Source organism: Citrobacter sp. B72 (assembly GCF_016894305.1).
GTDB lineage: Bacteria > Pseudomonadota > Gammaproteobacteria > Enterobacterales > Enterobacteriaceae > Citrobacter > Citrobacter portucalensis.
In genome coordinates this window covers 3,113,583-3,125,656 of the sequence record NZ_CP069801.1, presented here as the reverse complement: position 1 = coordinate 3,125,656, position 12,074 = coordinate 3,113,583, and the positions used below count along the sequence as shown (strand labels likewise).

The window sequence follows — 12,074 nt, the reverse complement described above, 5'->3', positions numbered from 1 at the left end:
TAGCGGTTTTACTTAGTCACCCTAAAGCCAGCATGTGGAGAGCCCGATGCGGGATCGCAATTTTGATGACATTGCAGAGAAGTTTTCCCGTAACATTTACGGCACCACCAAAGGTCAGCTTCGTCAGACGATCCTCTGGCAGGATCTGGACAAACTTCTTGCCGACTACGCGGGCCAAACGTTGCGTGTGCTTGATGCGGGTGGCGGAGAAGGGCAGACAGCAATTCTGATGGCGCAGCGGGGCCATCACGTCACCTTGTGCGACCTTTCTGCTGAGATGGTGGCGCGAGCGCAACGGGCGGCAGAAGAGCAAGGTGTGAGCGACAACATGCATTTTATACATTGTGCCGCTCAGGACATCCCACAGCATTTGGATTCTCAGGTTGATCTGATATTGTTTCATGCTGTGCTGGAATGGGTGGCCGATCCGCAAGCCGTCTTAAAAACATTGTGGTCGATGTTACGCCCGGGCGGTGCTTTATCGCTGATGTTCTACAATGCAAACGGTCTGTTGATGCGTAATGTGTTGGTCGGTAATTTCGGCTATGTACAGCAGGGAATGTATAAAAAGAAACGGCGCACGTTGTCTCCCGATTTTCCGCGCGACCCTCAGCAGGTCTATGGCTGGCTGGAGGAGATTGGCTGGGAGATAACCGGTAAAACGGGCGTGAGGGTGTTTCATGATTATCTGCGTGATAAACAAAAACAGCATGACTGTTTTGATGCTTTAACAGAAATAGAAACACGTTATTGCCGCCAGGAACCGTATATCAGCCTTGGGCGCTATATTCATGTCACCGCGATTAAACGTCCGGCCCGAGCCGCAGATGCAAGGATAACCTATGAGTGAATTTTCCCAGACAGTCCCCGAACTGGTTGCCTGGGCCAGAAAAAATGACTTCTCCATCTCTCTGCCGGTAGACAGACTTTCGTTCCTGCTGGCTGTTGCCACACTAAACGGTGAGCGACTTGACGGTGAGATGAGTGAAGGTGAACTGGTGGATGCGTTCCGCCATGTGAGTGATGCGTTTGAGCAAACCAGCGAAACCATCGGCGTCCGCGCCAACAACGCGATCAACGATATGGTGCGTCAACGTCTGCTGAACCGCTTTACCAGCGAGCAGGCTGAAGGCAACGCCATTTACCGTTTAACGCCGCTCGGGATTGGCATCACAGATTACTATATTCGTCAGCGCGAATTCTCTACGCTGCGTCTTTCTATGCAGCTGTCAATTGTGGCAGGCGAACTGAAGCGCGCGGCGGATGCGGCAGCGGAAGGTGGTGATGAGTTCCACTGGCATCGCAACGTCTATGCGCCATTGAAATACTCGGTGGCGGAGATTTTCGACAGTATCGATCTGACCCAGCGCATCATGGATGAACAGCAGCAGCAGGTAAAAGACGACATCGCACAGTTGCTAAACAAAGACTGGCGGGCGGCGATTTCCAGCTGTGAAATGCTGCTGTCAGAAACATCTGGTACGCTGCGTGAGCTGCAAGATACGCTGGAAGCGGCAGGGGATAAGCTACAGGCTAACCTGTTACGAATCCAGGACGCCACGATGACGCATGACGATTTGCATTTTGTCGATCGGCTGGTGTTTGATTTACAAAGCAAGCTCGACCGCATTATTAGCTGGGGCCAGCAGTCCATTGACTTGTGGATTGGCTACGATCGTCACGTGCATAAATTTATCCGTACCGCGATCGATATGGATAAAAACCGCGTCTTCGCCCAGCGTCTGCGTCAGTCCGTGCAGACCTACTTTGACGACCCATGGGCGCTGACCTATGCCAACGCCGATCGTCTGCTGGATATGCGTGACGAGGAGATGGTGCTGCGTGACGAAGAGGTCACCGGTGAACTTCCGGAAGATCTGGAATATGAAGAATTTAACGAGATCCGTGAGCAGCTGGCGGCGATCATCGAAGAACAGCTGGCTATCTACAAATCCAGACAAACACCACTGGATCTCGGTTTGGTAGTGCGCGAGTATCTGGCGCAATACCCACGTGCGCGTCATTTCGACGTCGCGCGCATTGTTATCGATCAGGCGGTACGCCTTGGCGTAGCGCAAGCAGACTTCACCGGACTGCCAGCAAAATGGCAGCCGATTAATGATTACGGAGCCAAGGTACAGGCGCATGTCATTGACAAATATTGAACAAGTGATGCCGGTAAAGCTGGCGCAGGCGCTGGCGAATCCGTTATTTCCGGCGCTGGATAGCGCCTTACGTTCGGGCCGACATATCGGCCTGGATGAACTGGATAATCATGCCTTCCTGATGGATTTTCAGGAATATTTTGAAGAGTTTTATAGCCGATATAACGTGGAATTAATCCGTGCGCCGGAAGGGTTCTTCTACCTTCGCCCGCGTTCCACGACGCTCATTCCGCGTTCGGTCCTGTCTGAACTGGACATGATGGTCGGTAAAATTCTTTGCTATCTCTATCTCAGCCCGGAACGCCTGGCGAACGAAGGGATTTTTACCCAGCAAGAGCTGTACGACGAGCTGCTAACGCTGGCAGATGAAGCGAAGTTACTGAAGCTGGTGAACAACCGTTCAACCGGTTCTGACGTTGACCGCCAGAAGCTACAGGAAAAAGTGCGTTCTTCGCTCAACCGCTTGCGCCGCTTAGGCATGGTGTGGTTTCTGGGCCACGACAGCAGCAAATTCCGTATTACGGAATCTGTCTTCCGCTTTGGCGCGGATGTGCGTAGCGGTGACGATCCGCGTGAAGCACAGCGTCGCTTAATTCGTGATGGTGAAGCGATGGCGGTCGAGAACCGTCTGCAGCTCAACGATGAGCCCGAAGAGAATCAGCCGGACAGTGGAGAAGAAGAATAATGATTGAACGCGGTAAATTTCGCTCACTTACGCTGATTAACTGGAATGGTTTTTTTGCCCGTACGTTTGATCTCGATGAGCTGGTCACCACGCTGTCCGGTGGTAACGGTGCGGGTAAATCCACCACCATGGCGGCATTTGTTACGGCGCTCATTCCGGACTTAACCCTGCTGCATTTCCGCAACACCACCGAAGCCGGTGCAACCAGCGGTTCACGTGATAAAGGCCTGCACGGTAAGCTGAAAGCAGGGGTTTGTTATTCAATGCTCGACGTCCTTAATTCGCGTCATCAGCGCGTGGTCGTGGGTGTGCGTCTGCAACAGGTTGCTGGTCGCGATCGCAAAGTGGATATCAAACCGTTTGCCATTCAGGGGCTGCCGATGTCGGTACAGCCAACCCAACTGGTGACGGAAACGCTGAACGAACGCCAGGCGCGCGTACTGTCTCTACCTGAGCTGAAAGAGAAGCTTGATGAGATGGAAGGCGTGCAGTTTAAGCAGTTCAACTCAATAACCGATTATCACTCATTGATGTTCGATCTGGGCATCATTGCCCGTCGTCTGCGCTCTGCGTCCGATCGTAGTAAATTCTACCGTCTGATTGAAGCCTCGCTGTACGGCGGGATCTCCAGCGCCATTACCCGTTCACTGCGTGACTACCTGCTGCCGGAAAACAGCGGCGTACGTAAAGCGTTCCAGGATATGGAAGCCGCGCTGCGTGAAAATCGTATGACGCTGGAAGCGATTCGCGTAACCCAGTCTGACCGCGACCTGTTTAAGCATTTAATCAGTGAAGCGACCAACTATGTGGCCGCAGATTATATGCGCCACGCCAATGAACGTCGCATCCATCTGGATAAAGCACTGGAATATCGTCGTGAACTGTATACCTCGCGCAAGCAGCTGGCGGCAGAGCAGTACAAACACGTGGATATGGCGCGTGAACTGGGTGAGCACAACGGTGCGGAAGGCGATCTGGAAGCTGATTACCAGGCCGCGAGCGATCACCTGAATCTGGTGCAAACAGCGCTGCGTCAGCAGGAAAAAATTGAACGCTACGAGGCGGATCTCGAAGAATTGCAGGTCCGTCTTGAAGAACAAAACGAGGTGGTCGCGGAAGCCGTTGACCGCCAGGATGAAAACGAAGCCCGTGCAGAAGCCGCTGAGCTGGAAGTGGATGAGCTGAAAAGCCAGCTTGCTGATTACCAGCAAGCGCTGGACGTCCAGCAAACGCGAGCCATCCAGTATACCCAGGCGATCCAGGCCCTAAACCGGGCGAAAGAGCTTTGCCACTTACCGGACCTGACAGCCGACAGCGCCGCCGAATGGCTGGAGACTTTCCAGGCCAAAGAGCAGGAAGCCACTGAAAAACTGCTGACGCTTGAACAAAAAATGAGCGTGGTGCAAACCGCGCATAGCCAGTTCGAACAGGCTTATCAGCTGGTGGCGGCTATCAACGGCCCGCTGGCGCGCGGTGAAGCCTGGAGCGTGGCGCGTGAACTGCTGCGCGAAGGCGTGGAACAGCGCCACCTGGCAGAACAGGTTCAGCCGTTGCGTATGCGACTGAGCGAACTGGAGCAGCGTCTGCGCGAACAGCAGGATGCCGAGCGTCTGCTGGCCGAATTCTGCAAGCGTCAGGGTAAACAGTTCGATATCGATGAGCTGGAAGCGCTGCACCAGGAGCTGGAAGCGCGCATCGCCGCCTTGTCGGACAGCGTCTCGTCTGCCAGCGAACAGCGTATGACACTGCGTCAGGAGCAGGAACAACTACAATCCCGTATTCAGCATTTGATGAAGCGGGCACCTGTCTGGCTGGCTGCGCAAAATAGCCTGAATCAGCTTAGCGAGCAGTGTGGCGAAGAGTTTACCTCCAGCCAGGAAGTGACTGAGTATCTGCAACAATTGCTGGAGCGCGAGCGTGAGGCCATTGTTGAGCGTGATGAAGTCGGTGCACGTAAAAATGCAGTTGATGAAGAGATTGAACGTTTAAGTCAACCGGGCGGGGCGGAAGATCAGCGTCTGAACGCGCTGGCGGAACGCTTTGGCGGCGTACTGCTGTCAGAAATTTATGATGACGTTAGCCTTGAAGATGCACCGTACTTCTCTGCGCTATACGGTCCTTCGCGTCATGCCATTGTGGTACCGGATCTGTCGCTGATTACCGAACAGCTTGAAGGGCTGACGGATTGCCCGGAAGATCTCTATTTCATCGAAGGGGATCCGCAGTCGTTTGATGACAGCGTCTTCAGCGTTGATGAACTGGAAAATGCGGTGGTGGTGAAAACTGCCGAGCGTCAGTGGCGTTATTCTCGCTTCCCGACGGTGCCTATTTTTGGGCGTGCAGCACGTGAAAGCCGTATCGAAACCCTGCATGCCGAGCGTGAAGGGCTGTCTGAACGTTTCGCCACGCTCTCCTTTGACGTCCAGAAAACCCAACGTCTGCATCAGGCGTTCAGTCGCTTTATCGGCAGCCATCTGTCGGTGGCGTTTGAGGCCGATCCAGAAGCGGAAATTCGCCAACTGAATAGCCGTCGCGTTGAACTGGAACGTGCGCTGACCAATCATGAAAATGATAACCAGCAAAGCCGTATGCAGTTTGAACAGGCGAAAGAGGGCGTCTCTGCGCTGAACCGCCTGCTGCCGCGCTTGAATCTGCTGGCAGATGATACGCTAGCCGATCGCGTAGACGAAATTCGCGAGCGTCTGGATGAAGCTCAGGAAGCCGCGCGTTTTGTACAGCAACATGGCAATCAGTTGGCGAAACTGGAACCTATCGTTTCGGTTCTGCAAAATGACCCTGAGCAGTTTGAACAGCTGAAGGAAGACTATGCGTACTCCCAGCAGATGCAGCGCGATGCGCGTCAGCAGGCTTTTGCGCTGACCGAAGTCGTACAGCGCCGGGCGCACTTTAGTTATTCCGACTCAGCCGAAATGCTGAGCGGCAATAGCGATCTGAACGAAAAATTGCGTGAACGCCTGGAACAGGCGGAAGCCGAACGTACCCGCGCTCGTGAAGCGCTGCGCAGCCACGCCGCACAGTTAAGCCAGTACAACCAGGTCATGGCATCGCTGAAAAGCTCTTTTGACACCAAAAAAGAGCTGCTTAACGATTTACAACGTGAACTGCAGGATATCGGCGTTCGTGCGGACAGCGGTGCCGAAGAGCGCGCGCGTATCCGCCGTGACGAACTGCATGCGCAGCTCAGCAACAACCGTGCACGCCGCAACCAACTTGAGAAAGCACTGACCTTCTGCGAAGCGGAGATGGAAAACCTGACCCGCAGACTGCGCAAGCTGGAACGTGATTATCATGAAATGCGCGAGCAGGTAGTCACCGCCAAAGCCGGCTGGTGTGCAGTCATGCGGATGGTGAAAGATAACGGTGTGGAACGTCGTCTTCACCGCCGCGAGTTGGCCTACCTTTCCGGTGACGAACTGCGTTCGATGTCGGATAAGGCGCTCGGTGCGCTACGTCTGGCGGTTGCAGATAACGAGCACCTGCGCGATGTGTTGCGTCTGTCTGAAGATCCAAAACGTCCAGAGCGCAAAATTCAGTTCTTCGTCGCGGTTTACCAGCATCTGCGTGAACGTATTCGCCAGGATATTATTCGTACCGATGATCCGGTTGAAGCCATTGAACAGATGGAGATTGAGCTGAGCCGTCTGACGGAAGAGTTAACCTCACGCGAACAGAAGCTGGCGATCAGCTCACGCAGCGTGGCGAACATTATTCGTAAGACCATTCAGCGTGAACAGAACCGTATTCGCATGCTGAACCAGGGGCTGCAAAGCGTGTCGTTTGGCCAGGTCAACAGCGTTCGCCTGAACGTCAATGTGCGTGAAACACATGCTACCTTGCTGGACGTACTTTCAGAGCAGCATGAACAGCATCAGGATCTGTTTAACAGCAATCGCCTGACCTTCTCAGAAGCGCTGGCGAAGCTGTATCAGCGTCTGAATCCGCAGATAGACATGGGGCAACGTACGCCACAAACCATTGGTGAAGAGCTGCTGGATTACCGTAACTATCTGGAAATGGAAGTTGAGGTTAACCGTGGCTCTGACGGCTGGCTGCGTGCTGAGTCTGGTGCGTTGTCAACGGGTGAAGCGATCGGGACCGGGATGTCTATTCTGGTGATGGTGGTGCAAAGCTGGGAAGATGAAGGCCGCAGATTGCGCGGGAAAGATATCTCTCCTTGCCGCCTGCTGTTCCTTGATGAAGCTGCACGACTCGATGCGCGTTCTATTGCGACCTTGTTTGAGCTGTGTGAGCGTTTGCAGATGCAGCTGATTATCGCTGCGCCGGAAAACATCAGCCCAGAGAAAGGCACCACCTACAAACTGGTGCGTAAAGTCTTCCAGAACACCGAACACGTTCACGTGGTGGGGCTGCGCGGATTTGCGCCTCAGTTACCGGAACCACTGCCGGGGACTGAAGATGCCTCCTCGCAGGCAAGCTAAGTAATAAGTAAAAAGGCGGCTACATGGCCGCCTTATTTTTTTCCGAAAAGACTTCATGCCTGGTGTAATTTCTTTAGACTTCTTTACATTAGGTTAGGCAAAAAGTTTTTGATGTTTATATACTAAAGGTGAGCCTAACGCGTCACAGGCTTGCTCGTCATACTTCAGTTTGTATTGGCGTTTTACAGGTCCGACCCTCGTCAGAATAAAGGGGAATACAGACGGCCTGGCTATTCAGAGTATGATAAAGAAAACAGGGGGCAAGGGATGTTGCTTAATAAAATGTGTGGTCGTCGGCTGTCGGCAATCAGTTTGTGCCTGGCCGTAACATTCGCTCCACTGTTCAATGCTCAGGCCGATGAGCCTGAAATGATCCCTGGCGATAGCTCTGCGACCGTCAGTGAACAGCCAACAGCGTTATCGCAGCCGCAGGTTCAATCTTCTGCGACGGCTATCATGGCGGGTATTCAACCGCTGCCAGAAGGCGTGTCTGTCGATAAAGCCCGCGCCGAAATACACTCTCAACTGCCAGCAGGTTATACGCCGGTTTACATGAGCCAGCTGGAACTGCTGTATGCCGCACGCGAAATGAAGCCGATGTGGGAAAATCGTGATGCGGTAAAGGCATTTCAGCAACAGTTAGCCGAGGTCGCAATTGCCGGCTTTCAGCCGCAGTTCACTACCTGGGTTGCACTTCTGACTGACCCGGCAGTAACCGGTCAGGCGAGAGACATCGTGCTCTCTGATGCGATGATGGGGTATCTGCACTTTATCGCTAACATCCCTGTCAAAGGTAATCGCTGGCTTTACAGCGATAAGCCCTATGCGCTAACGACGCCGCCGATTTCCGTCATCAACCAGTGGCAGGTCGCACTGGATAACGGTCAACTGACTTCATTTGTGGCCAGCCTTGCGCCTCAACATCCGCAGTATGCAGCCATGCATGAATCACTGCTCAAGCTGGTGGGCGATACACGTCCCTGGCCGCAGCTCACCAGTACAGTAACGCTGCGTCCGGGGGATTGGAGTAATGACATTCCCGCGCTGCGTGAAATTTTGCGCCGAACCGGGATGCTGGAGCCTGCCGTCAGTACGTCTGGCAAAGAAGGGCGTGGCACCTACGATCGTGAATTGGTTGATGCGGTAAAGCGTTTTCAGACGTGGCAGGGACTTGGCGCAGATGGCGCGATTGGTCCAGCCACACGTGACTGGCTGAACGTGACGCCTGCTCAGCGTGCGGGCGTGCTGGCGTTAAATATTCAGCGCTTACGCCTGCTGCCGAGTGAGCTGTCTACCGGTATCATGGTGAACATTCCTGCCTATTCGCTGGTTTATTATCAGAATGGCAATCAGGTGCTGGCCTCGCGCGTTATTGTCGGGCGTCCCGATCGTAAAACGCCGATGATGAGCAGTGCGCTAAATAACGTGGTCGTTAACCCACCGTGGAACGTTCCGCCGACGCTGGCACGTAAAGATATTCTGCCTAAGTTATGGAATGATCCGGGATATCTTGAACGTCATGGCTATACCGTAATGCGCGGCTGGAACAGTAAAGAGACGATAGATCCGTGGCAGGTTGATTGGGCGACCATCACTGCGTCCAATCTGCCGTTCCGCTTTCAGCAGGCTCCGGGTGCACGTAACTCGCTCGGACGCTATAAATTCAATATGCCGAGTTCGGACGCTATTTATCTGCACGATACGCCGAACCACAATCTGTTCCAGAAAGATACGCGGGCGTTAAGCTCCGGATGCGTGCGTGTGAACAAGGCATCTGAGCTGGCGAATATGCTGCTACAGGACGCGGGTTGGAATGATTCGCGCATCTCGGATGCCCTGAAGCAAGGGGATACGCGGTATGTGAATATTCGCCAGAATATTCCGGTCAACCTCTACTATCTGACCGCATTTGTCGGCCCTGATGGGCGCACGCAGTATCGTACAGATATTTACAATTACGATCTGACAGCGCGATCCAGCGCACAAATTGTGTCAAAAGCCGAGCAATTAATCAGATAAATGAAGCAGTTCGAGGAAAATGATTGTCGTAAGTTATGCTGGAAACGGGGCAAAATGGCTGTGAGCCCCGTATTTCCTGGGGTTGGGAGCCTTGACGTGGACTACTTAGCCAGATAAGGTTTCCCGCGTGCGCTAGAGCATACATACGATAACATTGACCTTGTAGACCTTAATACCATGGACAAATTTGACGCTAATCGCCGCAAACTGCTGGCGCTTGGTGGCATTGCCCTCGGCGCTGCCATCTTGCCTACGCCTGCGTTTGCAACACTCTCTACCCCACGTCCGCGTATATTGACTCTGAATAACCTGCATACCGGTGAGTCAATAAAAGCAGAGTTTTTTGATGGCAGGGGCTATATTCAGGACGAATTAGCAAAACTTAACCACTTTTTCCGTGATTTTCGGGCCAATAAAGTGAAATCCATTGACCCGGGACTGTTTGATCAACTCTTCCGTCTGCAGGGCCTGCTGGGCACGCGTAAACCCGTACAGCTGATCTCAGGCTATCGCTCTATCGATACCAATAATGAACTCCGTGCACGTAGCCGTGGTGTGGCCAAGAAAAGCTACCACACTAAAGGTCAGGCCATGGATTTCCATATTGAAGGCATCGCATTAAGTAATATTCGCAAAGCTGCGTTATCTATGCGCGCAGGTGGTGTAGGATACTACCCCAGCAGTAACTTTGTGCATATTGACACCGGCCCTGCACGGCACTGGTGATCCATAAGCTTAATGAAACAGGAGCTGTATGAACTATCGTATTATTCCGGTCACTGCATTCGCCCAGAACTGCTCGCTAATCTGGTGTGAGCAGACTCGTCTGGCCGCGCTGGTCGATCCCGGCGGCGATGCCGAGAAAATCAAACAGGAAGTGGATGCCAGCGGTCTGACGCTAATGCAGATCCTGCTTACTCACGGTCATCTTGACCATGTTGGGGCGGCGGCTGAACTGGCACAGCATTATGGTGTACCGGTTATTGGCCCGGAAAAAGAAGATGAGTTCTGGTTACAGGGACTCCCTGCTCAGAGCCGCATGTTTGGCCTGGGAGATTGTGAGCCGCTGACGCCCGATCGCTGGTTGAATGAAGGTGACCGGATAAGCGTTGGCAACGTGACGTTACAGGTTCTGCATTGTCCGGGTCATACACCGGGACATGTGGTCTTCTTTGATGAGCAATCAAAATTACTGATTTCTGGTGATGTGATTTTCAAAGGTGGCGTAGGGCGCAGCGATTTCCCGCGCGGTGATCACAGCCAACTGATCGATTCGATTAAACGTAAACTGTTGCCGCTGGGCGATGACGTAACGTTTATTCCGGGTCACGGCCCACTTTCTACGCTGGGTAACGAACGGCTACATAACCCGTTCCTGCAAGATGAAATGCCTGTCTGGTAATTCGTTTAATAAATAAAAAGGCCGCATTTGCGGCCTTTTTTGTGCGCGATAGATTACAGTACTGCGACAATCGCTTCGCACAGCGGCGCCATGTTGTCTGGCGTCATTCCTGCCACGTTTACGCGTCCGGAAGCGACAGCGTAGACACCAAACTCTTCACGCAGACGCAGAACCTGCTCTTTGGTCAGGCCGCTAAACGAGAACATGCCGTTCTGTTTGATGATAAAGCTGAAGTCGCGGTTTGCACCTTTCTCTTGCAACGTATTCACAAACAGTAAACGCATGCGCTGAATGCGCTGGCGCATATCAGTCAGTTCCTGTTCCCAGATGGCACGCAGCGCATCGTTGCTCAGAATCGTGGCCACTACGGATGCACCGTGTGCTGGTGGGTTGGAATAGTTAGCGCGAATGGCTGATTTCATCTGGCTGAACGCACGGTCAACGGTTTCAGCATCGGCTGCAACCAGCGTACAGGCGCCTACGCGCTCATTGTACAGACCAAAGTTCTTGGAGTAGGAGCTAGCGACGATCAGCTCTTTGTGCAGCGCTGCGAATGCGCGCAGACCTTCTGCATCTTCTTCCAGGCCACGGGCAAAGCCCTGGTATGCGAAGTCAAACAGCGGCAACCAACCTTTTTCGACAGAAAGCTGGGCCAGCGTTTGCCACTGCTCCAGAGTAGGGTCGATACCGGTTGGGTTATGGCAGCAGCCGTGAAATAACACCACGTCGCCAGCCTGCGCTTCGCTGAGGCTTGCCAGCAGCGCATCAAAGTCTAAAGAATGGTTCGCCGCATCGTAATAGTTGTATTCACGAACTTCCAGACCGGCGGAGTTAAACACGCTCTTATGGTTAGGCCAGCTTGGATTGCTCACCCAAACGCGTTTAGCCGACGTGTTTTTCGCCAGGAAATCAGCTGCCACACGCAGTGCGCCAGTACCGCCAGGGGTCTGTGCTGTACGTGCGCGTTTGTCGTTGATAAGCGAACTCTCTTTACCAAACAGTAATTCCTGAGTGCAACGACCAAACTCTGGAATACCGTCAATGCCAAGGTAATTTTTGGTGGTTTCATTTTCCAGTATATATTGCTCGGCTTTTTTAACGCTGGTCAGTACCGGCGTTTTGCCTGTCTCATCTTTATATACACCGATCCCGAGGTTTATTTTTCCAGGGCGGTCATCGGTACGAAACAAATCAGCCAGACCCAAAATGGGGTCGGCAGGAGCGGCGGTAATGTTCTCAAACATGACGAGGTTCCATAGTGATTACAGAAGGGAAGTCCGCTATCAGGTTAACGGTAGATTTACAAAATGCCAACCGTTACTGACGAAAAGCTGAGGTGTTTT

The 12,074-nt window shown here is 53.1% G+C and carries 8 protein-coding genes; 7 read left to right on the top strand and 1 reads right to left on the bottom strand.

Features of this window, described 5'->3' with window-relative positions:
* Window positions 1-46: 46 nt before the first annotated feature.
* The 7 genes from cmoM to JQN59_RS14935 all read left to right on the top strand — a co-directional run bounded on the left by cmoM (window position 47) and on the right by JQN59_RS14935 (window position 10,731).
* Window positions 47-850, top strand: a complete 804-nt coding sequence (gene cmoM / locus JQN59_RS14965) for a tRNA uridine 5-oxyacetic acid(34) methyltransferase CmoM (protein WP_003035803.1) — start codon at window positions 47-49, stop codon at window positions 848-850.
* Window positions 843-2,165 carry a chromosome partition protein MukF gene (gene mukF / locus JQN59_RS14960; RefSeq protein ID WP_003831939.1) on the top strand — a complete coding sequence of 441 codons (1,323 nt, stop codon included), beginning with the start codon at window positions 843-845 and terminating at the stop codon, window positions 2,163-2,165. Before cmoM ends, mukF begins: the two co-directional genes overlap by 8 nt.
* Window positions 2,146-2,850 (top strand): chromosome partition protein MukE, encoded by a 705-nt coding sequence (gene mukE, locus JQN59_RS14955; RefSeq protein ID WP_003035809.1) that lies wholly within the window; start codon window positions 2,146-2,148, stop codon window positions 2,848-2,850. Before mukF ends, mukE begins: the two co-directional genes overlap by 20 nt.
* Window positions 2,850-7,310: a chromosome partition protein MukB gene (mukB, locus tag JQN59_RS14950; RefSeq protein ID WP_149607845.1), complete on the top strand. Its 4,461-nt coding sequence runs from the start codon at window positions 2,850-2,852 to the stop codon at window positions 7,308-7,310. The genes mukE and mukB overlap by 1 nt, the downstream gene beginning before the upstream one ends.
* 267 nt (window positions 7,311-7,577) lie before the next feature.
* Window positions 7,578-9,329, top strand: a complete 1,752-nt coding sequence (ldtD, locus tag JQN59_RS14945) for a L,D-transpeptidase (protein WP_103015109.1) — start codon at window positions 7,578-7,580, stop codon at window positions 9,327-9,329.
* Window positions 9,330-9,506: 177 nt separating this feature from the next.
* Window positions 9,507-10,055: a YcbK family protein gene (locus JQN59_RS14940; RefSeq protein ID WP_003831948.1), complete on the top strand. Its 549-nt coding sequence runs from the start codon at window positions 9,507-9,509 to the stop codon at window positions 10,053-10,055.
* 28 nt (window positions 10,056-10,083) lie between these two features.
* Complete coding sequence (locus JQN59_RS14935) at window positions 10,084-10,731, top strand: MBL fold metallo-hydrolase (protein WP_003831949.1); 648 nt, start codon at window positions 10,084-10,086, stop codon at window positions 10,729-10,731.
* Window positions 10,732-10,784: 53 nt separating this feature from the next.
* Here the strand turns inward: JQN59_RS14935 and aspC are convergent, their stop codons facing one another.
* Entirely contained in the window at window positions 10,785-11,975 is a 1,191-nt protein-coding gene (aspC, locus tag JQN59_RS14930; RefSeq protein WP_048225872.1) for an aspartate transaminase, read from the bottom strand.
* Between the last annotated feature and the right edge of the window lie 99 nt (window positions 11,976-12,074).

Excerpts from the sequence above, each read along its gene's own strand:
- cmoM (WP_003035803.1), top strand. The coding sequence starts at position 47 with ATGCGGGATCGCAATTTTGATGACATTGCAGAGAAGTTTTCCCGTAAC.
- mukF (WP_003831939.1), top strand. The coding sequence starts at position 843 with ATGAGTGAATTTTCCCAGACAGTCCCCGAACTGGTTGCCTGGGCCAGA.
- mukE (WP_003035809.1), top strand. The coding sequence starts at position 2,146 with ATGTCATTGACAAATATTGAACAAGTGATGCCGGTAAAGCTGGCGCAG.
- mukB (WP_149607845.1), top strand. The coding sequence starts at position 2,850 with ATGATTGAACGCGGTAAATTTCGCTCACTTACGCTGATTAACTGGAAT.
- ldtD (WP_103015109.1), top strand. The coding sequence starts at position 7,578 with ATGTTGCTTAATAAAATGTGTGGTCGTCGGCTGTCGGCAATCAGTTTG.
- JQN59_RS14940 (WP_003831948.1), top strand. The coding sequence starts at position 9,507 with ATGGACAAATTTGACGCTAATCGCCGCAAACTGCTGGCGCTTGGTGGC.
- JQN59_RS14935 (WP_003831949.1), top strand. The coding sequence starts at position 10,084 with ATGAACTATCGTATTATTCCGGTCACTGCATTCGCCCAGAACTGCTCG.
- aspC (WP_048225872.1), bottom strand. The coding sequence starts at position 11,975 with ATGTTTGAGAACATTACCGCCGCTCCTGCCGACCCCATTTTGGGTCTG.